The sequence below is a fragment of the Desulfovibrio litoralis DSM 11393 genome, from assembly GCF_900143255.1.
Lineage (GTDB): Bacteria > Desulfobacterota > Desulfovibrionia > Desulfovibrionales > Desulfovibrionaceae > Frigididesulfovibrio_A > Frigididesulfovibrio_A litoralis.
In genome coordinates this window covers 87,183-112,763 of sequence record NZ_FRDI01000003.1, presented here as the reverse complement: position 1 = coordinate 112,763, position 25,581 = coordinate 87,183, and the positions used below count along the sequence as shown (strand labels likewise).

Annotated in this window: 27 protein-coding genes; 23 read left to right on the top strand and 4 right to left on the bottom strand. The window is 37.2% G+C overall.

What is annotated here, in order from left to right:
• Position 1 precedes the first annotated feature (1 nt).
• The 17 genes from pheA to BT999_RS02825 all read left to right on the top strand — a co-directional run bounded on the left by pheA (position 2) and on the right by BT999_RS02825 (position 16,634).
• Complete coding sequence (gene pheA / locus BT999_RS02905) at positions 2-1,324, top strand: prephenate dehydratase (RefSeq protein ID WP_178139304.1); 1,323 nt, start codon at positions 2-4, stop codon at positions 1,322-1,324.
• Positions 1,325-1,356: 32 nt separating this feature from the next.
• Positions 1,357-1,842: a cyclic pyranopterin monophosphate synthase MoaC gene (gene moaC, locus BT999_RS02900; RefSeq protein WP_072696277.1), complete on the top strand. Its 486-nt coding sequence runs from the start codon at positions 1,357-1,359 to the stop codon at positions 1,840-1,842.
• A gap of 255 nt (positions 1,843-2,097) precedes the next feature.
• On the top strand, positions 2,098-3,138 hold the full coding sequence (locus BT999_RS02895; protein WP_072696276.1) for a rod shape-determining protein: 1,041 nt from the start codon (positions 2,098-2,100) through the stop codon (positions 3,136-3,138).
• Positions 3,134-4,084, top strand: a complete 951-nt coding sequence (gene mreC, locus BT999_RS02890; RefSeq protein WP_084650568.1) for a rod shape-determining protein MreC — start codon at positions 3,134-3,136, stop codon at positions 4,082-4,084. Before BT999_RS02895 ends, mreC begins: the two co-directional genes overlap by 5 nt.
• A 3-nt stretch (positions 4,085-4,087) precedes the next feature.
• Positions 4,088-4,579, top strand: a complete 492-nt coding sequence (locus BT999_RS02885; RefSeq protein ID WP_072696274.1) for a hypothetical protein — start codon at positions 4,088-4,090, stop codon at positions 4,577-4,579.
• A 1-nt stretch (position 4,580) separates the two neighbouring features.
• Positions 4,581-6,455 carry a penicillin-binding protein 2 gene (gene mrdA / locus BT999_RS02880; RefSeq protein ID WP_072696273.1) on the top strand — a complete coding sequence of 625 codons (1,875 nt, stop codon included), beginning with the start codon at positions 4,581-4,583 and terminating at the stop codon, positions 6,453-6,455.
• A gap of 126 nt (positions 6,456-6,581) precedes the next feature.
• A complete protein-coding gene (rodA, locus tag BT999_RS02875) occupies positions 6,582-7,691 on the top strand; it encodes a rod shape-determining protein RodA (protein WP_072696272.1) in 1,110 nt (369 codons plus the stop codon).
• 177 nt (positions 7,692-7,868) lie between these two features.
• Positions 7,869-8,267 (top strand): polymer-forming cytoskeletal protein, encoded by a 399-nt coding sequence (locus tag BT999_RS02870; RefSeq protein ID WP_072696271.1) that lies wholly within the window; start codon positions 7,869-7,871, stop codon positions 8,265-8,267.
• A gap of 192 nt (positions 8,268-8,459) precedes the next feature.
• Positions 8,460-8,909 (top strand): F0F1 ATP synthase subunit B, encoded by a 450-nt coding sequence (locus BT999_RS02865; RefSeq protein ID WP_084650566.1) that lies wholly within the window; start codon positions 8,460-8,462, stop codon positions 8,907-8,909.
• Positions 8,910-8,941: 32 nt separating this feature from the next.
• Positions 8,942-9,511, top strand: a complete 570-nt coding sequence (locus tag BT999_RS02860; RefSeq protein ID WP_072696270.1) for a F0F1 ATP synthase subunit B — start codon at positions 8,942-8,944, stop codon at positions 9,509-9,511.
• Positions 9,508-10,059: an ATP synthase F1 subunit delta gene (atpH, locus tag BT999_RS02855; protein ID WP_072696269.1), complete on the top strand. Its 552-nt coding sequence runs from the start codon at positions 9,508-9,510 to the stop codon at positions 10,057-10,059. The genes BT999_RS02860 and atpH overlap by 4 nt, the downstream gene beginning before the upstream one ends.
• A 4-nt stretch (positions 10,060-10,063) precedes the next feature.
• Positions 10,064-11,572, top strand: coding sequence for a F0F1 ATP synthase subunit alpha (gene atpA / locus BT999_RS02850; RefSeq protein ID WP_072696268.1), 1,509 nt, complete (start codon positions 10,064-10,066; stop codon positions 11,570-11,572).
• A 17-nt stretch (positions 11,573-11,589) separates the two neighbouring features.
• A complete protein-coding gene (locus BT999_RS02845; RefSeq protein ID WP_072696267.1) occupies positions 11,590-12,486 on the top strand; it encodes a F0F1 ATP synthase subunit gamma in 897 nt (298 codons plus the stop codon).
• Positions 12,487-12,504: 18 nt separating this feature from the next.
• Positions 12,505-13,917 (top strand): F0F1 ATP synthase subunit beta, encoded by a 1,413-nt coding sequence (gene atpD, locus BT999_RS02840; RefSeq protein WP_072696266.1) that lies wholly within the window; start codon positions 12,505-12,507, stop codon positions 13,915-13,917.
• Between the two features lie 12 nt (positions 13,918-13,929).
• Positions 13,930-14,337 carry a F0F1 ATP synthase subunit epsilon gene (locus BT999_RS02835; protein WP_072696265.1) on the top strand — a complete coding sequence of 136 codons (408 nt, stop codon included), beginning with the start codon at positions 13,930-13,932 and terminating at the stop codon, positions 14,335-14,337.
• A 171-nt stretch (positions 14,338-14,508) separates the two neighbouring features.
• The gene (locus BT999_RS02830; protein ID WP_084650565.1) at positions 14,509-15,498 is read left to right on the top strand and encodes an ArsR/SmtB family transcription factor; all 990 of its coding nucleotides are present in this window, start codon (positions 14,509-14,511) and stop codon (positions 15,496-15,498) included.
• 35 nt (positions 15,499-15,533) lie between these two features.
• Positions 15,534-16,634 (top strand): pyridoxal-phosphate-dependent aminotransferase family protein, encoded by a 1,101-nt coding sequence (locus BT999_RS02825; RefSeq protein WP_072696264.1) that lies wholly within the window; start codon positions 15,534-15,536, stop codon positions 16,632-16,634.
• A 67-nt stretch (positions 16,635-16,701) separates the two neighbouring features.
• On the opposite strand, the gene BT999_RS02820 is transcribed toward BT999_RS02825, so the two are convergent.
• From BT999_RS02820 to gap, 3 genes are all read right to left on the bottom strand, one after another.
• On the bottom strand, positions 16,702-17,364 hold the full coding sequence (locus tag BT999_RS02820) for an energy-coupling factor ABC transporter ATP-binding protein (protein ID WP_072696263.1): 663 nt from the start codon (positions 17,362-17,364) through the stop codon (positions 16,702-16,704).
• 51 nt (positions 17,365-17,415) lie between these two features.
• A complete protein-coding gene (gene trkA, locus BT999_RS02815; protein WP_072696262.1) occupies positions 17,416-18,807 on the bottom strand; it encodes a Trk system potassium transporter TrkA in 1,392 nt (463 codons plus the stop codon).
• A gap of 243 nt (positions 18,808-19,050) precedes the next feature.
• Positions 19,051-20,067: a type I glyceraldehyde-3-phosphate dehydrogenase gene (gene gap, locus BT999_RS02810; RefSeq protein ID WP_072696261.1), complete on the bottom strand. Its 1,017-nt coding sequence runs from the start codon at positions 20,065-20,067 to the stop codon at positions 19,051-19,053.
• 410 nt (positions 20,068-20,477) lie between these two features.
• Here gap and BT999_RS02805 point away from each other — a divergent pair, with 410 nt between their 5' ends.
• The 5 genes from BT999_RS02805 (at position 20,478) to BT999_RS02785 (ending at position 23,127) form a co-directional block, all read left to right on the top strand.
• Positions 20,478-20,747 (top strand): AtpZ/AtpI family protein, encoded by a 270-nt coding sequence (locus BT999_RS02805; protein WP_072696260.1) that lies wholly within the window; start codon positions 20,478-20,480, stop codon positions 20,745-20,747.
• A gap of 89 nt (positions 20,748-20,836) precedes the next feature.
• The gene (locus BT999_RS02800; protein ID WP_072696259.1) at positions 20,837-21,289 is read left to right on the top strand and encodes a hypothetical protein; all 453 of its coding nucleotides are present in this window, start codon (positions 20,837-20,839) and stop codon (positions 21,287-21,289) included.
• Positions 21,290-21,304: 15 nt separating this feature from the next.
• The gene (atpB, locus tag BT999_RS02795; protein WP_072696258.1) at positions 21,305-22,006 is read left to right on the top strand and encodes a F0F1 ATP synthase subunit A; all 702 of its coding nucleotides are present in this window, start codon (positions 21,305-21,307) and stop codon (positions 22,004-22,006) included.
• Between the two features lie 59 nt (positions 22,007-22,065).
• Complete coding sequence (gene atpE, locus BT999_RS02790; protein ID WP_072696257.1) at positions 22,066-22,407, top strand: ATP synthase F0 subunit C; 342 nt, start codon at positions 22,066-22,068, stop codon at positions 22,405-22,407.
• Between the two features lie 75 nt (positions 22,408-22,482).
• On the top strand, positions 22,483-23,127 hold the full coding sequence (locus BT999_RS02785; protein WP_072696256.1) for a redox-sensing transcriptional repressor Rex: 645 nt from the start codon (positions 22,483-22,485) through the stop codon (positions 23,125-23,127).
• 16 nt (positions 23,128-23,143) lie between these two features.
• Here the strand turns inward: BT999_RS02785 and BT999_RS02780 are convergent, their stop codons facing one another.
• Entirely contained in the window at positions 23,144-24,739 is a 1,596-nt protein-coding gene (locus BT999_RS02780) for an ABC transporter substrate-binding protein (protein ID WP_072696255.1), read from the bottom strand.
• A 598-nt stretch (positions 24,740-25,337) separates the two neighbouring features.
• Between BT999_RS02780 and BT999_RS02775 the strand changes: the two genes are divergently transcribed.
• Positions 25,338-25,550 carry a PLDc N-terminal domain-containing protein gene (locus BT999_RS02775; protein ID WP_072696254.1) on the top strand — a complete coding sequence of 71 codons (213 nt, stop codon included), beginning with the start codon at positions 25,338-25,340 and terminating at the stop codon, positions 25,548-25,550.
• Positions 25,551-25,581 lie beyond the last annotated feature (31 nt).

Genomic DNA, 25,581 nt, shown 5'->3' with positions numbered 1-25,581 from the left:
AGTGAAAAAGAAGACTAAATCACAGTCTCAAGACGTAGAACATATTGATAATATTGAGCTTGTTGCAAGTCATTTAGACCAAAAAGCTCAAATTGACAAACTTGATAATCTTAATGAAGTTCGCAATGCTATCGACCAAATAGACGAACAGCTTTTAACTCTTTTAAACCAACGGGCTTTAATGAGTTTGGCGGTTGGTTCCATAAAGGCTAAACAAAGAGAAAAAGACGGTCTTGATGCCGGAACCGGTGGGCAAATTTTTCACCCGGAAAGAGAACGAGCTGTTTTAGACCATTTAACGAGTTTTAATTTAAAACAAAGTGGTCTTTTGCCTAACGCTCATATTCATGCAATTTGGAGAGAAATTTTTTCTTCGTCTCGAAGTTTGCAAGCTCCGCAAACCGTGGTTTGTTTAGGGCCTGAGGGAACTTTTTCTCATGCGGCGGTCTTATCTTGTTTTGGACAAAGCGTTAATGTGAGTCTAAAACCTGACTTTGAAACTGTTTTTCGGGCGGTTTATGATAGACAAGCGTCTTTTGGACTTATTCCTCTTGAAAATTCCTTGCATGGTTCAGTAGGGCAGAATTTTGACTTGTTTTTAAGATATCCAGTTAAAATCATTGCGGAAATTTATACAAGGATTCACCTTTGTCTTTTGAGTAAAGAGGTGAAACGCAAGCAAATTAAAGAAGTTCACTCTCACCCTCAACCTTTAGCACAGTGTGATTCTTGGCTTACTCAACACCTTCCCGGGGTTGTGCGTATTCCGGCCGAATCTACTGCTGCTGCTGCCAAGCGTATTTTGGATATACCAAATGCCGGGGCTATAGCTAGTCGTTGTTTGGCTGATATGTTAGGTTTAAATATTGTTGACGAAGGGATAGAAGATATGCCTGATAACTGGACTCGCTTTGTGGTTATCAGTCTTGATGCGGAACAAGGACATAAGGCATATAATCAAAATAGTATTGATAAAAACCTTATTGAGCCACCTTTAATCGAGAAAACAGATTATGAAGATAAAAGAAAAAATATAATTCCGCAAAAAGAAGGCATGAAAACCTCTGTTTTATTTACAACAAAACATAAACCCGGAGCTTTGTCTTTCGTTTTAAACGGGTTTGCCGAAGCGGGAATTAACCTTGTTAAGCTTGAGTCGCGCCCTTCTAAAGGGGAACAGTGGGAATATGTTTTCTTTGCTGATCTTAGCGTTGATTTAACTTTGGATATTCACTCCAGGTTGCGTAATTATTTAGATCAACATTGTGCAACTTGGCGTATTTTAGGGGTTTATCCCGCCGCACAAAATAAGTATATTATTTAATCAATATATTTTAACCTTAGAGTAATAAAAATATGAATAAGCCTAAATTGTCTCATCTAGACGAAAACGGTTCCGCCTGCATGGTTGACGTGGGCAATAAAGAAGTTACACGCCGTGTTGCCATTGCCGAGACTACCGTTTTAATCAGCGAACAAACCTTAAACTTATTGAAAGAAAAGGCACTTCCTAAGGGTGATGCTCTAAATACTGCCAAAGTAGCCGGAATATTAGCCGCAAAACGCACGGCAGAGCTTATTCCGCTATGTCATCCTTTACCCTTTGATTTTTGTGATATCAGGTTTAAAATTCAAGAAACACCGCCGTCTGTCTTGATTGAAGCAGAAGTAAGAACAAGCGGGCGTACGGGAATAGAAATGGAAGCCTTAACAGCAGTGCAGGTTGCCGCTTTAAGTATTTATGACATGTGTAAAGCCGTACAAAAAGATATTAAAATTACCAATTGTCGTTTGCTTTTTAAAAGTGGTGGAAAAAGTGGAACATATAGGGCAATAGACTAAATATTACGCTAAATTTTCACTTGTTTGTTTATAAAAAATAATTGTAAAAAAAATAACTAAGTGTTTATTTTGTGTTTGTTACCACTAGTATTTTTTTTTTACTTGTGTTAAGCCTGAAAGATAGCTTGTTGAATGTTGTATGCGTTTTTTACTTTAATCAAAAAGCGTTTATTTTACGTTTTTATCAAGCTTTTTTAAGTAACTATAAAACATAATTCATAATATTTAACAAATTTTTAAAGGCAAAGAAGCTTCATGGCTAAAATATTGGATCATCTATTAGGTTTTTTTTCTAGCGACTTAGCAATAGATCTTGGAACAGCCAACACTTGTGTTTATGTTAAAGGGCGTGGTATCGTCTTGCGTGAACCCTCAGTGGTCGCAGTAAAAAAAGATTCTCGCGGTTCTAATGTCGTTTTGGCGGTTGGACAAGATGCAAAGCGTATGCTTGGTCGTACTCCCGGAAATATTCAGGCTATTCGTCCGATGAAAGACGGAGTTATTGCCGATTTTGAAATTGCTGAGGCAATGATTAGCCATTTTATTGCTAAAGTACATAAATCTCGCCGTCCGGTAAGACCAAGAATAATGATCTGTGTTCCTACCGGAATAACTCAGGTTGAAAAAAGAGCGGTTAAAGAAAGTGCTCAAAGTGCCGGAGCCAGAGAGGTTTATTTAATCGAAGAACCCATGGCGGCGGCTATTGGTGCTAAACTTCCAATCCAAGACCCTACTTCCAATATGGTTGTTGATATTGGCGGCGGAACTACCGAAGTTGCGGTTATTTCTCTTTCGGGTATTGTTTACTCAAAATCTATCAGAGTCGGCGGAGACAAAATGGACGAAGCCATTATGCTCCACGTTAGACGCAAATATAGTATGTTGATTGGTGAATCAACCGCAGAAGAGATAAAAATTAAAATCGCCTCGGCTTACCCTTTAAATCCTGAGATGCCTCTTGAAGTAAAAGGGCGTGATTTAGCAACGGGTATTCCTCAAAACATCATCATTACCTCTGAAGAAATTCGTAAGGCTATTTCAGAACAGGTTGACAGTATTGTTCATGCCGTTCGTACGGCTTTGGAACAAACTCCGCCCGAACTTGCGGCCGATATTGTTGATCGTGGAATTGTTCTTACAGGTGGGGGAGCTTTGTTGAAAGGACTTGATCAACTATTAAGAGAGGAAACCTCACTGCCTATAACCGTAATTGACGACCCTCTTTCGACCGTAGTAATAGGAACGGGCATGGCGTTGGATAATCTGAATATCCTCAAGGAGGTATGCATAGATTAACGCTTTATTTAAACGCTTTTTTGTCATTGTTGTCGTTGTCTTGATCGTATATCTTGGTTTATTTACTTGGAACCAACGCACTCATCATTTTGATTATATTTCTGAGCAAAGCGGTTTGTCTTTTGTCGGAAGTCTTTTTACGCCTATTTTGTGGATAAAAGATGAGGCTTCTTCTTTTTATAGTCAATATATAGACCTAAAAGACGCTAAAGAAGACAACCTTAAATTGATTAAAAAGATTCAACAACTTGAAGCCGAACTTTCTCATAATGTAGAAGAGAGGGCTGAACTTAAACGTTTGCAAAACCTTTTTGCTTTTAAAGATCAAGAAGCTTGGGTAAGGGTTGGAACGCGTATTCTTGCCGTGCGTTTTGGTCCTTTTTCGGCTCAAGAAACGGTAATGATCGATAAAGGCTCTGCTGACGGTGCTGTTCCTAATACTCCATTAATTACGGCAGAGGGAGTTTATGGAAAGGTTTTACGTTCGGCGGCTCATACTTCTACTGTTCTTTTATTAAGCGACCCGGGTTTTCGGGTTTCTGTTATCAGTCAAGAAACAAGAACTCCGGCAATTTTGTCCGGTGCCGGCATTAATAAGCCACTTGAACTTCATTATGTTGCTCAAAACGCACAGCTTAAAGAGGGTGAACTCTTAATTACCTCCGGAGTTGCCGGTGGTTTTCCTAAGGGGATTCCCGTGGCTAAGGTTATAAGTGTACAACCGGCGGGTAGCACTTTGTTTTTATCCGTGCTGGCTGATGCTGTAGTTAAAACCAATAAAGTCGAAGAAGCTTTACTTATCTTTCCACCATCTCGTAATATTCCTCTTGGTTTTTTACCGCCTCAAGATTCCAGTGTAGAAATGGAGGCCGAAGTGCATAAAATGGAATACGGCGATGCACCGCCTTCAGGTTCTGTTGAAAATCAAGAGCAAAACACAGAGTAATTTATGTGGTTACTAAATATTCTTTGGTGGTGTTTTTTTATTGTGATCGGCGTTTTTATCCAAGCGTTTATTCCGGGTATTGACGCTCTTGTTCCGGGCGTTATTGTTTCTTTATATGAAAAACGTTGGCAACAAACCTTTTGGCTTTGTTTGGTTTTTATTTTAATTCAAGAAGGGACGAGTTCTCTGGTTTTCGGGGCTGCTCCTTTATGGTATATTACAACAATTGTTATGTTTATTTTGGGACAGCGCTTGTTTAATGCAAATAATTTCTTTTTCATTTTATGTTTTGGTGCTATTTTGTCTCTTGTCCGTATTTTGATTGTTCTTTTGATAATGCAGGTTGGTACGGATAATCAAGACTATAAAATGTTTTTTAATGATGCAATTTGGCAAACTTTTATTTTTTCTTTGGTTTGGTGTGTTGCAAGCCGTCTGAGAAAGATATTGCCACAAACCAAGAAGACAGACAACTTATATACTTTAGGTAATTGATATGCGTTTAGAGGTAGAATCAAAAGGTTATCAGCCAAGACGCGGTGGTCTGATTTTAGTACAGATATTAGTCGCTCTCTTGTTTTGTATTTTTATCATACGCTTTTGGTATTTACAGGTTTTATCAGGTGAAGAGCTGGCTCGCCTTGCTCACAATAACCGTATTCGCTTGGAAAGAATTTTTGCTACTCGTGGGCTTATTGTTGATGATAAGGGGCGTTTGCTCGCAGAAAACCGCCCGGCGTTTTGTATAGCGATTAACCGCGAAGATTGCCCCGATATTAATGCCACTTTAGCTCAAATAAGCAAGTGGATGAATGTTCCGTATCAAAGTATCGTCAACAGTTATAAAAAAGAAGTTGATATAGCCAAACCTTTTGATCCCTTAGTTTTGGCAACAGATATTTCTTTTGAACTTTTGTCGGAAATTGAAAATGATTTAAGACTTTGGCCGGGTGTTCAAATTGTTATTCGCCAAAGAAGGCATTATCCACAGGGTGAATTATTCGCTCATATTATCGGCTATATGAATAAGCCGAACCGAGAAGAATTAGAAGGCGACAAAGATTTAAGTCCGGGTGATACTGTTGGTAAAACAGGTTTGGAATTTGCCTTGGAAAAAACCGCCGTTGCAACACATAAATTAAATGGCATAAAAGGTATGCAAGAGCTTCGTGGCATAAAAGGTATGCAGGAAGTAGAAGTAGATGTAAAAGGGCGTCAGTTAAATAAAATGACAACTAAAACTCCGATCGGAGGAGATATTGTACGCTTGTCTCTTGATATTGATATTCAAAAAGCAGCCTTTGATGCCTTGGGCGATTATTCGGGTTCTGTTGTAGTAATGGATCCGGATACGGGAAAGCTTAAAGCCCTAGTTTCAAAGCCTTCTTATGATAATAACACTATTCAAGAAAGAAAAACTTGGGCGTTAGTGGCTCAAGACCCAAGACACCCTTTGTTCCATAGGGCCTTACAAAGTACTTATCCTCCGGGTTCTGTTTGGAAATTATTAATGGCGGCTCTTTTACTTAAAGAAGGCGTTGACCCGAAACAAACGGTTTTTTGTTCAGGGGAAACAAAGCTTGGAAATCATACGTTCCGTTGTTGGAAAAAAGGTGGGCATGGAAGTGTTAATATGCTTAGCTCTCTCGTAAATTCTTGCGATGTTTACTATTATGAAATGGGAAAAAAAATGGGAATAGACCGTATCTCTGCTTATGCAAAAGAAAATGGATTCGGTCAACCAACAGGGATAGAACTTAATAGAGAAGCTTCCGGGCTTATGCCATCAAGAGAATGGAAGAAAAAAAAATATAACGCAGATTGGCAGGGCGGCGAAACTCTTAACGTATCTATTGGACAGGGGTCTGTTATGACAACTCCTTTACAAATGGCAAATTTTGTTTCTTCATTATTTAATGGTGGTCGAATTTTAAGACCTAGTGTTTTAGCTGATACTCCGCCTTTTGAAAAAAAACTTTTAGACATAAAACCGGAACACTTAGCTATAATACTAGAATCTATGCGAATGACTGTTGAAAGCGGAACTGCGAGAGTTTTAAAGCGTTCTGATGCTGTTATTGGCGGAAAAACAGGAACAGCCCAAGTTGTAAAAATAGGTGAAGTGCGTTTAAAAACCCATCAGTTGGCGTATGAACATAGAGACCACGCTTGGATAGTTTCTTGGGGTGAAAAAGAAGGCAAACGCTATGTTGTTATTGCTATGGTAGAACATGGCGGCGGCGGTGGTGCTGTTGCCGGTCCTATTGTAAAACGAGTTTATGATTACTTGTTTGGCGAATATATGAATATGCAAAACAAAGAAGAGCCGGTTTTAGAAACTGCGTTAAAGAAAAATGAAGAAACATTATAAAAAACGCTATAAGTAGTTTTTGCCAAATTAAGAAAGGTATGATAATTCATTTTTTTTATAGTGTATCGTAAGAGAGATATAATATTTTATAATACTAAGGGCTAAGTTTAGGGTATAATTTTAAAGATGGATAATCATAAACTCTCTCAAATCAATTGGGGTTTGATTTTAATGACCCTAATCCTTTTTACTATTGGTATGGTAAATTTATATTCTGCCAGTGCTTATCGCAATCTTGACGGAGTGATTGAGCTTGCAAGCTTTTATCAAAAACAAGCCCTCTGGAGCGTCGGCGGTTTTATTTTGATGTTTCTCTCGACGGTTATTGATTATCGCCACTTTAAAAACTTTGCCGTACCAATTTTTTTGCTCACTATAGTTTTGTTGCTTGCCGTTCCTATTATAGGAACAACAATAAATAATGCCAAGCGTTGGATAGATATTGGATTTTTTAGAATCCAACCTAGTGAATTGGCTAAAATTAGTACAACTATCTTAATTGCCAAGGTTTTGTCTTCAAGTAAAGAGCCTTTGGGGTGGGGTGGTTTATTTCAAGTTTTTTTGATTATTTCCGTACCTGTTGTTTTGATTTTAAAACAACCAGACCTTGGAACAGCCCTTAATATTGTTATCCTTGTTGGGGGGATTATTTTATATCGTGGGCTAAAACCTTGGGTTTTTAGAATATGTTGTTTATCTGTTCCTTTATTGCTTCCTCTTGGTTGGCAATTTATGAAACCTTATCAAAAAGAAAGGGTGTTTACCTTTTTAAACCCCGAACGTGCCCCGAAAGATGAAGGTTTTCAAATTATTCAGTCTAAAATAACCATAGGTTCCGGTGAAATTTGGGGAAAAGGCTTTTTAGCCGGAACTCAAAGTAAGTTACGTTTTTTACCGGAAAAACATACCGACTTTGCGATTGCTGTTTTTAGCGAAGAGTGGGGTTTTGTTGGAACGGCTCTTTTAATTTTATTCTTTTGTCTTTTTTTGTTGTGTATAATTAATACGGCGACTGATGCTAAAGACCGTTTTGGAAGTACGCTGGTTGTTGGTGTATTTTTCTATTTTTTTGTTCAGATTGTGATTAATATAGGCATGGTTACAGGTATGTTGCCTGTTGTTGGAATGCCTCTTCCCTTTATAAGTTACGGCGGAAGTGCGACGGTTGTAAACTTTTTTTTAATTGGCTTGGTTTTGAATGTTTCTATGCGTCGTTTTGTTTTTAGATTAAATTAAGCCCATTTTTATTGTTTTCAAGGGGAAAGTGTGAAATAAATCACTAAGTTGGTGTGTTTAAGTAAACAGCAACAAAATAAATAACTTGCAAAACAATTTAAAAATGTTAAACTATTTTTGGTTTGAATAATCGGTATAATTGATTAATCTGTAAATATATACTTAAGCTTGAGGTCAATGATGAGTAAAGATGAATTTAATGCATTCCTTGGGACAGGCACTATATATGAAGGTCATCTTAACTTTTCCGGTGCTGTGCGTATTGACGGTCAGTTTAAAGGCGATATTGAGTCAGACGGAACTTTAATTCTTGGAAAAGATGCAAAAGTGCAAGCAACTGTTCACGTTGGTCAACTTATCGTTTCCGGTTGTATTACCGGAGAAATGAAGATAGCTAAAAAGACGATTATCCATAAAACAGCAAGATTGATTGGAACTCTTAATACTCCGGTTTTAGTGATGGAAGAGGGTGCTGTTGTTCAAGGAACAGTCAATATGTTGCAAGGCGATGCTGCTATTCAATCTGTTGGATTAGTTGGTGAATTATCAGAAGGCAAAGTTGAATTGATTGAATAAAAATAAAGTTGGGAAGTTGAAACTTTAGACCGCTTCTTTAATGTTATGTGTTTTCTGTTTATATAAGGTGTTTTTTTCTTGTTTGATGTGTTTAAAAAGTTTTTGACACTTTTTATTTCATAGTTTATAATTCAAGTATGTATTGGTGTAAATTTTCACAATGTTGTTCCAAACCCTGAGGTAGGAAGTTTTATGGTTGACCCTAATGTACCTGTGCCCGGAATGATTGAAATTAGTTTGCCGCTGATATTGATTCAGCTGTGTAACTTTTTAGTAGCGTTGGCGTTTTTGAACTATGTTTTAATTAAGCCCGTTCGAGATATTATTGCTGAGCGTAAGGCAAAAATGGCAGGGCTTTTGGATAGTGCCGACGATTTTAACAAGGCGGCAGATCTTAAGCTTAAAAACTATGAGTCTGAACTTGCTAAAGCTAGAGTGCAAGCAGTTTCTCAGCGAGACGACGTTAGAGACAGCGCTCTTAAAGTCGAAGCTGATATTCTCGGGCAAGCAAACTCTGATGCACAAACTTTTATTCAAGATGCTAAAGCTCAGATTAAGTCTGAGGCAAAAAAAGCTATGTTGACACTAAAGGATCAAATAGATGCTTTATCTGTCAAAGCTGTTGACCGTATTCTAAGTTAATTTTGTTAACTTGAAAAGTTAAGGAGGGGGCGTTGAAAAAAGACAAAGTTTTTCTGGTGTTATTGGCTCTTGCCGTTGTTAGCTTGGGTGCCGGATTAGTTCATGGCATTGGAGAAGCTAACCAAAGTGCCGTAACAAACTTATTTTTCAGATTGGCTAACCTATTTGCTTTTGCCGGAATTATTTGGTATTTTGGCGTAAAGAAAATGTTGGTTGCTCTTAAAGCTCGTCGTTCTACAATTGAACAAGAGTTGAAAGACCTTTCTCAGCGTAAGCTTGAAGCTGAACAAAAACTTGCTGAAGTAGAAAGGCGTATAGCTAATATAGCCTCAGAAAGAGAAGCCGTTTTTGCAGAGTATAAAGCTCAAGGTGAGATGATTAAAAAGAATATTATTGCAAAAGCTGAAGCAACCGCCAAACAGATTACCGAACAGGCTAAACTTACGGCAGAAAACGAACTTGCCTTGGCAATAGAAGAAATTAGATCAGAAGTTGCCGATCTTGTTGTTGAAAACACCGAAAAAATGTTAAAAGCCAAGCTTAATTCAGAAGCTCAAGAAAAAATTATCGATAACTATATAACTAAGGTGGTGCTCAATTGATAAATTCTATTGTCGCACGCAGGTATGCAAAAGCCTTGTTTGATTTTGCCTTTAAAAAAGGTAAAGACGAGCCTTTCCGTTATGGTGAAGAGCTTGGTGCTTTAGCTTTTATATTGGCAAACTCAAAAGAATTGGAAAATTTTTTCAGTAACCCTGTTTTTTTAAAAGAAGAAAAAGAAAAGTTGCTTGTTGTTCTTTTGGAACAGGCTAAACTTGGAACAGAAGTAAAAAGTTTTTGCAACATTTTACTCGATAAAGGTCGTATTACCTATTTAAAAGACATTAGTGCTTTTTATAATGTCCTCCTTGATGAAGAACGCGGCGTTATTCGCGGCGAACTCATAACGGCTGTGGAACTCAAAGAACCAAAGCGTAAAAAAGTTCAAAGTCGGCTTGAAAAACAAACAAATTACAAGCTCGACCTAACCTACAATGTCAATCCATCTATTTTAGGTGGCATTGTGCTCAAGATTGGCGATCAGGTCATGGACGCAAGCCTAAAAGCACAATTGGGCATGCTCAAAGACAACATAAAGAGGGGTGAGTAGAGCCATGCAGATCAAAGCTGAAGAAATCAGTAAAATTATTGAGGATCAGATCCAAAATTACGAAAGTCGCGTAGAAATGAGCGAAACCGGTACCGTGCTTTATGTCGGTGATGGTATTGCCCGTGTTTATGGTGTTAGAAATGCCATGTCTATGGAGCTTTTGGAATTTCCCGGTGGATTAATGGGAATGGTTTTAAACCTTGAAGAAGACAACGTTGGTGTTGCTCTTCTTGGTGAGGATACTGGCGTTAAAGAGGGCGACCTTGTAAAACGTACGGGAAAAATATTCTCCGTTCCTGTTGGTGATGCTGTTATGGGGCGTGTTTTAAACCCTCTTGGTGAGCCAATTGACGGTCTAGGACCGGTTAATGCGAGTGAAACCAAGCCGGTTGAAATTAAAGCTCCCGGTATTATTGCCAGAAAATCCGTTCATGAACCTATGCCTACCGGTATTAAAGCGATTGACGCTATGACCCCAATCGGACGAGGTCAGCGTGAGCTTATCATCGGTGACCGTCAAACCGGTAAAACCGCTGTTTGCCTTGATGCTATCTTAGCTCAAAAAGAAACAGGTATTCACTGTTTTTATGTGGCGATTGGTCAAAAAAGGTCAACCGTTGCCCTTGTTGCCGATATTTTACGCAAACATGGTGCACTTGAGTATACAACTATTATTTCCGCAACCGCCTCTGAACCAGCTCCGTTACAATTTATTGCAGCTTATTCTGGTTGTTCTATGGCAGAATTTTATCGAGATAATGGTAAGCACGCTTTAATTATTTATGATGACTTATCTAAACAAGCAACGGCTTATCGCCAGATGTCCTTGCTTCTTCGTCGTCCTCCCGGTCGTGAAGCTTTCCCTGGAGACGTTTTTTATCTTCACTCTCGTTTACTTGAAAGAGCTGCGAAGATGTCTGATAAGCTTGGAGCTGGTTCTTTAACAGCTTTACCTATTATCGAAACTCAAGCTGGCGACGTTTCTGCTTATATTCCAACTAACGTTATTTCTATTACTGATGGTCAGGTTTATCTTGAGCCAAACCTCTTTAACTCAGGCGTTCGCCCTGCGATTAACGTTGGTTTATCAGTTTCTCGAGTTGGTGGTGCCGCTCAGATTAAAGCAATGAAACAAGTCGCAGGTACTATGCGTCTTGATATGGCTCAATATCGTGAACTCGCTGCGTTTGCTCAGTTTGGTTCTGATCTTGATAAAGCGACTCAGGCTAAATTAAATCGTGGTGCTAGATTAGTAGAATTATTAAAACAACCACAGTTTGAACCTATGCCAACCGCTGAACAGGTTGCTTCTATTTGGTCAACAATTAAAGGCTATATGGACGATATTCCTGTTAGTGCTGTACGTAAGTTTGAAAAAGAATACCTTGATTTTCTTAAAGCTTCTCGTCCAGATATATTAAATGATATTAAATCCAAACAAGCTCTTGATGCTGATTTGGAAAAGCGTATGCAGGCAGCTTTAGAAGATTTTAAAAAAGGCTTCAAAGCTTAATACTCCGGAGGTGAGGCATGGCATCGCTTAAGGATGTAAAAGTAAAAATAACAGCTGTAGGAAAAACCAAGCAAATTACAAAAGCAATGAACATGGTTTCATCTGCTAAGTTGCGTGGTGCTCAACAAAGGATGGAAGGTTTTCGTCCTTATGCTGAAAAATTCTACAGTATGCTGACAGATTTATCAGGTAAAACTTCAGGTGTTGCTAACGCCTTGCTTGAAGAACGTCTTGAGTCAAAAAATGTCGGCATAGTGTTAATGACGGTTGAAAGAGGTTTATGCGGTAGTTTTAACGTTAACCTTATATCCGAAGCCATAAAATTAGCCGAAGAAGCAAAAGCGGCTGGTAAAGGTGTAAAGTTTTGGTGCGTTGGTCGTAAAGGTCGAGATGCTATCCGTAAACTTAATTATGAACTTGCAAACGGTTATATAGGCAGGATAAATAACCTTAATTTTAACCTTGCCTTAGAACTCGGTAACGAAGTCATAAATTCTTTTGTCGCTAAAGAAGTAGACGAAGTGATTGTGGTTTATGGTCGGTTTATTAACGTAGCTAACCAAAAACCAACTCGCTTAGCTCTTTTACCTGTTAAATCAGACAGCCAAAAAGCTGAAAATGATAAAAATACACAAAAAACTGCCAGTCTCGCCATAGAATACATTTATGAGCCTGATGCTTCTGTTTTATTATCTGAATTACTTCCTAAATTTGTTAGAGTACAAATTTATCGTGGTTTATTAGATACAAGAACAAGTGGACACGCCGCTCGAATGACAGCTATGGATAACGCCACTCGCAGTTGTAACGATATGATAAGTGCTTTAACCATGCTCTTTAATAAGACAAGGCAAGCGGCTATTACTAGAGATTTGATGGACATCGTCGGCGGCGCTGAGGCGCTCAAAGGATAACAAGGGAGCGTAGAAAAAATGAGTACTAACGTTGGTAAGATAGTACAAGTAATCGGCGCTGTTGTAGACGTCGAATTTGAAACAGGCAAGTTACCTAATATTTTGTCTGCTATTATTATAAAAAACCCAAATAACCCAAATGCCCCAGAGTTAATCTGTGAAGTGGCACAGCATCTTGGTAACAACATAGTGCGAACTATCGCTATGGAAGCTACAGAAGGTCTTGTGCGTGGAATGGAAGCTGTTGATACCGGGCACCCAATTATGGTGCCGGTAGGAAAAGCTTCTTTAGGGCGTATTATGAACGTTGTTGGTCAACCTGTTGATGAAATAGGTCCGATCGACGCAGAAAAGAAACTGCCTATTCACAGAGCGGCTCCTGCTTTTACTGAACAAAACACAAAAGTAGAACTTCTTGAAACAGGTATCAAAGTTGTTGACTTGCTTATTCCTTTCCCTAAGGGCGGAAAAATGGGTCTCTTCGGCGGTGCTGGTGTTGGTAAAACCGTTATCTTAATGGAAATGATCAACAACATCGCAAAACAACACGGCGGTATTTCTGTATTCGCCGGGGTTGGTGAGCGTACTCGTGAGGGGAATGACCTTTACCATGAAATGAAGGATGCCGGAGTTTTAGAAAAAGCAGCCTTAGTTTATGGTCAGATGAATGAGCCTCCGGGAGCTCGTGCTCGTGTTGCTCTAACCGCTTTGACTTGTGCTGAGTACTTTAGAGATGAAGAAAACCAAGACGTTCTGCTCTTCGTTGATAACATCTTCCGCTTTACTCAAGCAGGTTCTGAAGTATCTGCTTTACTTGGTCGTATGCCGTCTGCGGTTGGTTATCAGCCAACACTCGGAACCGACCTTGGAGCATTACAAGAGCGTATCACTTCAACAAATAAAGGATCTATTACTTCTGTTCAGGCTGTTTATGTGCCTGCTGATGACTTAACTGACCCTGCTCCGGCGACTACCTTCTCTCACCTTGACGGAACTTTGGTTCTTTCTCGTCAAATTGCAGAGCTTGGTATTTACCCTGCTGTTGACCCGCTTGACTCTACTTCTCGCATCTTAGATCCTCTCGTAGTTGGCGAAAAACACTATGCTGTTGCTCGTCAAGTTCAGATGATTCTTCAAAAATATAAAGACCTTCAAGATATTATCGCTATTCTTGGTATGGACGAACTGTCTGATGAAGATAAAATCACAGTTAACCGTGCCAGACGTATTCAGCGTTTCTTATCTCAGCCTTTCCACGTTGCGGAGACCTTTACCGGTACCCCTGGTGAATATGTAAAGCTTGAAGATACCGTTAGAGCTTTTGAAGGTATTTTAAATGGAGAATATGACCAGCTTGCAGAATCTGATTTCTATATGGTTGGTAATATTGATATGGCTTTGGAAAAGTATAAGAAACGTACAGCACAATAAGGAGCGACCGCTATGGAAAAAATGCTCCAAGTTGAAATTGTTACCCCTGATCGTCTTGTTTTAGACGAAAAAGCAGATTATGTAAGTGCTACTGGTATAGGTGGCGAGTTTGGTGTTTTGCCAAATCACGTTCCCTACTTAACAGCTTTAAAAATTGGTTCACTTTATTATAAAGCTAACGGTAAAAATCATTATGCTTTCATATCTGGTGGTTTTGCCGAGGTTTCTGATAATAAAGTTACAATTCTTGCTGAATCTGCTGAATTAGTTGAACAAATTGATTTAGAGAGAGCCAAGAAGGCAAAAGAAAGAGCGGAAAAACGTCTTGCTTCAAAAGAAGATTATGACCAATCACGAGCTGAAATTGCTTTACAAAGAGCAATTATCCGTATTTCTTTAAAAAGTTCAAATGGTTTGTAGTTCCTTTATTTCTTATAGATAAAAAAGAGGGTAGGGTTTTCTCTGCCCTCTTTTCTTTTTAATAACTGATTGTATTAAATTGGATAATTTTTCCTGTGCGATAAAAAACTTGTGTTATCCGAAGAGCTTGATAATATATATCACGTTATACTGATTAATGGTGGTGCTTTTATGTCTTATTTGTCCTCAGAACAAAGCTATGAACTGAACGAAACGTCAGATATTCACACGCTTGATGAAAATACTCAACAATTATTGGAATTTTGCAAAGCTGTTGCTGACCCTATTCGCTTGCGTCTTATTGCCGTTTTGCAAAAGTATGAGTTAAATGTCAATGAACTGGTTCAGCTTTTTGATATGGGGCAATCTCGCATTTCAAGACACCTTAAAATATTGAGTGCAAGCGGTTTGTTGTTGTTTCGACGTGAGGGGTTATGGGTTTTTTACAGCAGTAATAAAAATGGTACGGCAAGTAATTTTATTCAAGCTTTAAAACCGTTTATGCAAAACAATATCAGTTTGAACAAAGACTTGATAAAAGCCAAACAGTTGCTTGATCAACGCAGTTTAAACACGAAAATGTTTTTTAATCATATTGCTGATGACTGGGATAAATTAAATAAAGAAATTTTAGGACAGTTTAATTTAGGGCTTGCCGTTGCCGAACGTATGCCAAACTGTACTTGTGCCGTTGATTTGGGTTGCGGAACCGGTCAATTGCTTTTAGCCATGCAAGATAAGTGTAAAATATTGATTGGTGTTGACGGCTCTGCTCGAATGTTGGAATTGGCAAAAAAACAAAATTTTGCCTCAACAGTTCAGGTTTCTTTAAGAATAGGCGATTTGGAACATTTACCTTTAAAAGATGCCGAGGCTGATTTTGTTACTGTGAACATGGTTTTACACCATCTAAACGCCCCTTTTAATACTTTAGAAGAAATTAAGAGAATTTTATCTGCTGACGGATACTTGCTGATTACTGACTTTGCTCATCATAATCAAGAGGATATGAGAGTCCGTTACGGAGATTTATGGTTGGGGCTTGATTTTAATGAGTTGGAAAAAAGGTTGAAAACGCTTGAATTTGCTATTGTGGAACATTCAAGTTTTTCAGTGGAGAAAAATCTTCAGCTTAGATTGATTTTGGCTCAAAAAAAATAATTGGCTTTTACTTTTTAATCTAAATAGGTTTCACTATGCAAAAATATATTAATATTCCTATGGTTGCCGGTCCTGTTAGCTTACACCCCAATGTTTTAAAGGTGATGAATAAAGATTATGGTTCCGGGCAAATAGAGAAAGATTTTATTCCTTTTTATTCGGAAACAGCGGATATGCTTGCTGAAATTATGCAAACTAAAAATGAAGTTGTTTTGATGACCGGGGAGGGAATGCTTGCTCTTTGGGGGGCTTTAAAAAGTTGTTTGAAAGTTGGCGATAAAGTTTTAAGTATCGGCACGGGCGTTTTTGGTGATGGAATTGGCGAAATGGCTAAGAGTTTGGGCTGTGAAGTTACAAGTATTTCACTACCTTATAATCAGACGATTGATAATATGGCGTTAGAGCTTATTGAAGAGGCTTTAAAAAAAGATTGCCCAAAACTTATCAGCGTTGTGCATTGCGAAACTCCCTCAGGTACGTTAAATCCGCTAGATGGTTTAGCGGCTTTGAAAAATAAATATAAAGTGCCTTTATTATATGTTGATGCTGTTGCCAGTGTGGGCGGTGCTGCCTTAAATGCAGATGCCTTGTCCATTGACCTTGCTTTGGTTGGCTCTCAAAAATGTCTGTCGGCACCACCAAGTATGTCGATTGTGAGCGTAAGTTCTAAAGCCTTTGAAATTATGGAAGAAATTAATTATCAAGGTTATGATTCCCTATTGCCTTTTAAGAATATTAAAAACCAAACTCGTTGTCCTTATACTCCATATTGGCATGGTGTTGCCGCCTTAAATGCTGCTGCCAAAGTGTTGTTGGACGAAGGAATAAATTCTGTTTACGCAAGGCATAATGCAGTGGCGGAACAATGTCGCACAGGAATTGAAAAACTTGGTTTAGAACTTTTTGTTGAAGCTGGTTTTGTCTCTTCCCCTACGGTTACGGCGATAAAAGTTCCGCAAAAAACAAACTGGGAAACGTGGAAAAAATTGCTTAGAGCTGAAGGGCTAGTTGTTTCAGGTAGTTTTGGACCAATGCAAGATAAAGTATTCAGGCTTGGACACATGGGAACACAGGCCGATGAAAAGCTTATGTCTGAGGCGTTAAAGGCGATAGAAAGATCGCTTAAGAAAATTTAAGCTTATTAATGTAAATGTTATAAAAACCTCCGAAGCTTTTTTGTTTCGGAGGTTTTTTATTTTGAGATTATTGTTGAATTTTTCCCTGTTTTAAATAAATGACGCTGTCCGAAACTTCTTTAAGCCAGTTAAGATCGTGAGAAACAATAATAATTGTTGTATTATCTGTTTCACGGCTGTTTAGTGCCGCTTTACAGATAAGTTTTGTACTTTTCTCATCGAGGCTGGCCGTTGGTTCATCAAGTAGTAAAACTTCAGGTTTTAAGATCAGGCGTGTGGCGAGGGCAACTCTTTGGGTTTCTCCTCCGGAAAGTTCTTGCCAACTGCGTTTTAAATAAATATCCGGGTTCATTCCAACCGCTTCTAAAGCTTGACACTTTGCTTCATAAATCGCATCTGAACTAAGCTTTGTTCCACGTATCTTTAAACCGTATTCAAGGTTTTTGGAAACGCTACGTTTTAAAAGATAGGTTTCTTGGGTTAATAGGGTTACCTGTCGCCTGAGTTTCCAGAGTATGGTTTCTTTGGTAACTTCTTGCCCTTTGAAATATAAAGACCCGCTGTCAGGCAGGTCTAAAAAGGCTAAAATTCGCATTAAAGTAGACTTTCCGCTACCGTTATGACCGGCTATTCCAATAATGCTTTGAGCTTTTATGGTTAAAAGATCAAGATTAAGGGTTGTTTCCGAATTGCGAATGCGTTTTATTTTATCCAATAAATATAGATTCATAAAGTTTTAGCCGATTAACCGCTTTTTTATTTAAGACAAATAGAGAATAGTTTATTGATTTTCGCTGGCAAGAGCTTTTTCAAGTTCCGGCATAGCCTTTCTTGTTGTAAGTAACAAGACGCGATCTTGTGTTTTAATAATAAAGCCACCTTTAGGAATAAAAACTTCGTCTTCTCTAATAACGGCTAAGAACAATACACCTTCAGGCATTTTTAATTCTCTGATCGGTGTGTTGGTAATTTCAGAATTTTCCAGAGCGATAAGTTCTAATATTTCCGTATCATCACCCCTGAGAGACATAGCAGACAAGATTTTTCCTTGTCTCATACCTCTCAAAATAGTATCTACGGCGGCAAGTCTTGGGTTAATCGTGTGATCGACCCCGACCGTTTCGCTTAACTTTTGATAAACGCTTGAATTTATCTTGGCTACCGTTTCTTTTGCCCCTAAAGATTTGGCTAAAAGACAAGTTAAGATGTTATATTCCTCATCTCCGGTGGCGGCGATTACAACATCTGCTTTATCAATGTTTTCATCGGTTAAAAGCTTTGGATCAGCACCAACGCCATGCAATATCAAGGTTTTTTCTAAGTGTGAGGCTAAATATTCACAGCGTTTTCTGTCTTTTTCTATCAATTTAACATAATATTTTTTAGATTCAAAAAACTGAGCAATACGCATTCCTATATTTCCGCCACCAATAATTAGGGCTTGTTCAATGGTGCGTTTTTTACAGTTTATGGCTTTTAACAAGTCTTCGCTGGTTTCTTCGGTATAGATAAAATAAACAAGGTCGCCTTGTTCTATGTGGGTGCTTCCGTTTGGAATGATTAAAGTATCATTGCGTGAAATTGCCGCAACCAAGACCGCTTCTACTCCGACTATGCTTTCAAGTTGGCGTAAGGGTTGATTAAGTAAAGGTCCATTTTCAACCACCATAGCAACCATTTTAATACGCCCTTCGGCAAATTCACCCACGTCAACAGCCCCGGGTAAAGAAAGCATACGGTCTACGGAATGGACAACTTCTTGGTCGGTGTTAACAATCATTCCGATATTAAGAGCCGAACCTTTAAAAAGGGTGTGATAGTTTGCAAAATTTTCATTTCTGATACGTGCGATTTTTTGTGCTTTTGGGGCGATATGGTTTGCAAAAAGACAAGAAAGAATATTAATTTCATCGCTATCGGTTACGGCAACCAAAATAGACTCATTACTCATACCTGCTAACTCTAGGGTTAGAGGGTCTGAGCCGGAACCGTTTAAAGTTTGGGCATCAATATTTTCTGAAATCTTGCCCAAAGCTTCTTCGTTAGTATCGATTACAACAACTTGACGTTCTTCGTTGCTTAAGCGTTTCGCCAGATTAAAGCCAACTTCACCCGCACCGATAATAATTATATTTAATTTTTTTGCAGTATTTTTTTTGTTAAAAAACCACACGGTATAATCCTTTTTTTGAAATGTGTTTGATATATAATTTATACCATGCTCTTAATTTTTATGCAATTATTTTGCATTATGCATACTGTTAAATCTGTTTGAGCTAAGGTGTTTAGGGTATATTGAAAGTTTATTTAAGTTTTAAGATTAATTGACCTTATAGATATTGGTTTAAACAAAAAGCTAAGCTTAAACAGACGAAATGTTGTTTAAACTTAGCTTTGTTTTTATTTGGGGTGAAAACTATAAACCTTTTGTTCCCATATATGCGATAAGGTCTCCGAGGCGACAAGAGTATCCCCATTCGTTGTCATACCAAGAAATTACTTTCGCAAGGGTACCTTCTTGTACGGTACAGTAAGCTTCATCAATAATTGATGAATTTGAGTTTCCTCTAAAATCAGAAGAAACAAGGGGTAGGGTGCTATAGCCCAAGATACCTTTTAATTCATTTTCAGAGGCATGTTGTAGAACTTTTTTAAGTTCTTCCGTTGTTGTCGGTTTATTTAAAATTGCAATAAAGTCAATAATTGAGACTGTTGGAGTTGGAACTCTTAAAGAATATCCGTTAAACTTTCCTTTAAGGCTTGGAATTACTTTGGCAACGGCTTCAGCGGCACCGGTTGAGGTGGGTATAATATTACCTGCGGCGGCTCTAGCTCTTCGTAAATCGCTATGAGGTAAGTCAAGGATACGTTGGTCGTTTGTATAAGAGTGTACGGTTGTCATCGTTCCAAGTTTTATCCCAAACTCTTTTTCCATTATTAAGGCGATTGGAGCAAGGCAGTTTGTGGTGCAAGAAGCGTTGGAAATAATATTGTGTTTAGCAGGGTTATAATCATTTTGATTTACCCCCATAACGATGGTAATATCTTCTTCTTTCGCCGGGGCACTAATTATAACTTTTTTTGCCCCATTTTTAATATGTATTCCTGCTTGCGGTGCTTTTTTAAAAATTCCGGTTGATTCTATTACAACATCAACTCCGTAATCTCCCCATTTTAAATTGCTTGGGTCGCGTTCTGAAAAACAATGAACGTTCCAATTTCCTACTTGAACATTATCTCCGTTTTCAACAATTTGTGGCTCAAAATGACCGTAATATGTATCAAATTGTAGCAGGTGAAAGTTTGTTTTGGTATCACAAAGGTCGTTAATGGCGACAACTTCTATTTGTCCTTGGTATCTTTTATATAGGCTGCGGAAGGTTTGTCTTCCTATGCGTCCAAATCCGTTAATACCAACTTTTATAACACTCATATTTTTCCTCTCTCTTTTTTACAGATTGTTTTTTATGGTTATATACGTCCATAATTAATTGTTAATTAACTGTTCTTTTGATAGCTCTTGTATTGTATATTAAACAAACATATTTATCAATATTTGAATTATACAAAATTTCATTTTTTGGTATTATAATTTGATTGTTTTTTCATTTCTTTAATTATAGCATAAAATGCCTATAAAAAGCTAGTGATTCTTTTCACTGATTTGATAAGAGTTTACCTTAATCTTTTTATTTTTTATTATAGATAGCAGGGAATTTTGGGGATAGAATTGAAGTTAATAATAAAGAATTCTTGACCTTATAAATAAAAAAAATTATCTTGTTTGAAATGGTAAATACATTTTGTTATGTATTTTTTTGTAAAACGAAGGTAGCTTTGGTTATGGGCTTAAAAAAATGGTTTGATTGGGATAAGCAATCTTCAGATGCTCTGACGTATGCCGGCGTTATTGGTTTGCATTTGGTTTCGGGAACTTTAGTCGGCGGTGTGATGGGATATTTTTTAGATAAGTGGCTCGGAACCGGCCCTTGGTTTTTTCTGATTATGCTTGTTTTTGGTATAGTTGCCGGGTTTAAAAATGTTTTGTTTGATACAAAACGTTTATTAAGAGCCGGTGAAAAAGCTGATCAAGAAAGGTTTAATAAGAAATAAATTTTATAACCTCACTTGGCTTGATATAAAGTTTTTTGTAAAATTTTATATAGCATGTGATAATTTTTACTTGAACAGATATAATTATTATGTTATTAAAAAAACGACTTCGAGTTTTAGAGTGTAAATTGCTTAAAGAAGGTATTTTTAGTCCGGAATTACGTTTTTTTTTAGCTCGGGCTATTTTGTGTTTAGATGTTGTTTTGGTTGTTTCCGTATTAACTTTTATGTTTGATAGCCACTTGTTTTGGTTTAGTATGGGTTTATTGTTGGCGACGTATAACTTTAAAATTCTTTGTTCGTCTGTTCAAAATATAATAAGCCAACAATATAATCCAAGACTTATATTAAAGCATTTTGTTTTTTTTAATCTTAGAATATTTGTTACTGCTATCATATTGGTTATTGCTATTTTTAAGTTTTCTGCTCCTGTTTGGACTTTGATTTTAGGTCTCTCAGGTGTCGTTTTTATGCTTGCTTATTGGTGTTTTTTATATTACAAAAAACAAATATTGTTTTCAAAAACTTTGCGTATCAGCTAGCGGGAGGCTAAGAGAATGTCTGCACAACTAGAACATCCGTTGTTATTATCAACTTCACTTAAACTTGATATGGTAAATATCGGTGGACATTGGCTTGAATTTAGACCGATTTTTTATACATGGTGTGTGATGGCGTTGCTTGCTGTTGTGGCGTTATTTATACGCAAGCGTTTAACTCTTATACCTAATAGCGGTCAGAGTTTTTTTGAAACGCTTATCGGCGGTCTGGAAGATTTTGTTGTTGCCAATACTGGTGAGGAAGGAAGAAAAATTTTTCCTGTTCTTTGTGGTATCTTTATCTTTATAGCCGGAATTAACCTTATCGGTCTTGTTCCCGGTTGTGATGCTCCGACGGCAAATATTAATACTAATATAGCAATGGCTTTGTCGGTTTTTGTTTATTATAACTATGTAGGTATTGCTAAGTGGCGTGCTCATTATGTTCATCACTTTATGGGTCCTATGTTGCCACTTGTTCCACTTATGTTACCTCTTGAAATTATTAGCCATACTGCTCGTCCGCTTTCTCTTACTCTTCGTCTTTTCGGTAACATCAGAGGTGAAGAAATTGTATTGTGGCTCTTGTTTATTTTAGCTCCTTTATATTCTACCTTGCCTTTATACTTTTTGTTCTTTATAGCTAAAGCCCTTCAAGCCTTTATTTTCTTTATGCTTACTATGATTTATTTAAAAGGTGCTATAGAACCGGCACACTAATTTACTTTGTTGGGAATGGTCTTTTGACCGCAAACATATAACATTATAGGAGTTTTTAGATGCGTAAATTTTTTATGATTGCTTTAAACACTGTTGCATTGGTTGCTCTTGCTTCTGTTGCTTTTGCTGCTGAAGCTGCTGCTCCGGCTGCAAGACTTGATTCTGCCGGCCTTGCTTTGGTTTGTGCTGCTGCTGCTATTGGTATGGCAATTGCCGCTGCCGGTTGTGGAATTGGTCAAGGTCTTGGCTTGAAATCAGCTTGTGAAGGTATTGCTCGTAACCCAGAGGCTAGCGGAAAAATTACTGTTAGCTTAATTTTGGGCTTGGCTTTTATTGAATCATTGGCTATTTATGCTTTGGTTGTTAACCTTATCCTTCTTTTTGCTAACGGCTACGTTTAACCTAAAGCGTTTTTTGTTAAATAAAACTTTATATTAGAAGGAGGTTTCTTAGCCTCCTTCTTTGTGTTAAAACTTATGTATACAGACAATAAAAATAAACATATTCCTAAAATCAGCATTCAACGCCTTGCTGTTTATTTACAGGTGTTGGAAAGCTTAGATGTCGATGGGGTCGAGGTTATTACCTCTGAACCTTTAGCCAAGGCTTGTGATGTTAACGCTTCCCAAATCCGCAAAGATCTAACTTATTTTGGCGAATTTGGCGTTAGGGGCGTTGGCTATAATGTTAAATCTTTGATGGCTTCTATTTCTGAAGCGTTGGGGATAAACCGTGAATGGCCTACTGTTTTGGTCGGTGCCGGAAACTTGGGGCGTTCTTTGGTTGGGCATAACGGCTTTAAACAAACTCGTTTTAAAATAGTTGGCGTGTTTGACTGTGATCCTTTTAAAATAGGTGAAGAAATTGCCGGGCTCGAAGTCGTTTGTACCCAACGTTTAAAAGAAAAAATTGCCGACTTAAAAGTAGAAATCGGTATAATTGCAACACCACCGGAAAGAGCCCAACGTGCGGCTAACCATTTAGTCAGTGCCGGAATTAAGGGCATATTAAACTTTGCACCAGCCAGAATCTTTGTTCCGACTTATGTTAATGTTGAATATGTAGATTATTTCCATTATCTATATTCTTTGGCATTTCAAATTACTCACGATAAAAGATAAAAATTTTGCAACTATCTTAATCGGCAATTTTCAAAAGTACCTTTCCGAAATAAATTATGTTGGAGCGATTTACAATATCTTCTGCATTCAATACATCTTTATTGGTGCTCCAGATAAATGGTGCATAAACTATTGGTATAAACGCCATATCATTATAAGCAATTTGAGTTGCTTCTTGTAAAAGCTCTTTGCGTTTTTCTTGGTTTTCAGTATTCATTGCATGATTTATTAATTGATCAAGTTCGTGGTTACAATATTTTCCAAAGTTAAAATCGCCTCTACTGGGGTTATTTTTATCTTTACACATGAGTAGATGTTGAAAATAATCGCTAGAATCTTCAGTATCGGGTTTCCAACTTGTGAATAACAAGTCCGCATCACTTTTAAGTTTGCGAGCATTAAAATATTCTATTTCAGACAATGGAACAATAGTAATATGGATATTAATTAGTTGCATCATGCTGACGAAAGAAGAGACAATACTCTTTTGATTTTTATCGAGCGATTCTAAAACAACCATAGTTAATTCGAGTGGTTTGTTTGTATTATACCCGAGTTCTTGCATTAACTGGTGTGCTTTTTTAAGGTTATAACGAGGATCTAAGTTTTCAAGGTGTCCTAATTGAGTCGAAATTGCAAACTGTTGTGTTGCTAACTTTTCATCAAAGAATATATCTTTGGCAATCGCTTGGCTATCTGTTGCAGAGATAATCGCTTCTCGAACTTTTGGATTTTTTAATTCGTTATTTTTATCAAAGTTAAATTGTATTATAAATATTTTTGAGTTTAATGTGCTATACAAGTTAATATTTGGTACGCCTGAAATACGAAAGGCATCAAGTGGAGGAATTTGTAAAATGCAATCAACTTTGTCTGAGATTAGCGAAACGGTTGGTTTTGCAGCTTTTGTATTTTTTGTGATAATTAAATTTTTAATATTGCCACGTTTTTTCCAGTATTTATCAAAATTTTTCAACTCCAATCTGTTGTTGGGAGTAAATTTGTAAAGAGTAAATGGTCCTGAGCCTGAAACGTGAGTCCAGGCAAAAGGAAAAGGGTTCATTGTTGGTTGTACATTTAGAGAGCTTACGACTTTATCCTTAGGAATGCCGTATTCATCAGTGCCTTGATAAAAATCTTTATCCATAACAAAGAGGTAAGTTAAGCGTTGGGGCATTAATATTGTTGGATAGATGGTGGTAAATTCCATAGTAAGAGAATCGACAGCCTTGATTTCTTTTATATTGGCAAAAATATAAGAAAAGTTTGGAGACATTTTTGCCCTCTTAAAGCTCCAAATTATTTCTTCGGTGGTAACCGGTCTTCCGGAATGAAAAAATAAGTTTTCCCTCAAAGTTGCACGCCATTTAAGATTATCAATTTTTTTCAGGTCTTTTAACAAATGATTTTCGACAGTAAAATTTTCCCATCTGGTTAAGCTGTCAAACAAGAGATTTGATAGCTGAAGGCTTTCTTGATTAATCTGAGAATAGGGGTCAAGAGAGAATAGCGAATAATTTGTACCAACCGTTAGAGTTCCTTGCTCTTCCGCTTGGGCTATATTAAAAAGGCTTAAATAAAGAAATATTATGAAGAGAGTTTTTTTTAACATTTTGTATATCCCCAAATAGCTTAGATAAACTTGCTGTTATATATTAAGATATTTTGAATGTTTTATCTAGTATAAGCTATAGTATATAAAGTTTTGATAAAAAGCTAGTATATAATAATATAAGTTGAGTGGATTGTAATAATTTTATAACCTCTATATTTTATTATTATGTATAAAGCTGATTTAAACAAAAAAATAGTTTTATTTTTTATCTTTCATCTAATGAAAGATTATTGCAAAGCTTAATTTTACGTGCTTTTTCATTGTTTTATATTCTCTCTATAATATAGCATAAAACGTCTTAAGGTATAAAAACACTTAGTTGAAAGGGGAAATAACTTTTATCTTTGTTTCGAAGAATGCCCCCGAAGCCCCGCCAAATTTCTCAAAATATACTGGTCGGCAAAGCCAATTTGTACTTTATTCATGTTTTTTTGGAGTGTCTTTTGACGAAAGCCTCTATGAAACTATTGTGCAATAGTCTCAATTAAGATAGTTATATTATAAATTTTATACTGCGGATTAAAATTAACTATTAACTTTTTTATAGTTATGGGTTAAAGAAAGAAAAGTATCTTTTATTGTAGGAGCTTGTTTGATGTCTACCCTTCTTTGGATTGTTTTTATTACTATTCCGGCGTTACCCAATTTATGGTGTATATGGCATGCGTATCACCATGAGTTTGATTCCCCGGTAACTCGTATTATCTGGATAATGGTTGGAATTTTTATTCCGGTGATTGGTGGCATTGCCTATTTCTTTTTTGGTCGCCCTAAGGCGAAAAAAGCAATAAACAAAATATCAAATTAAAATAACCTTATATATTAATTATTTTAGGAGT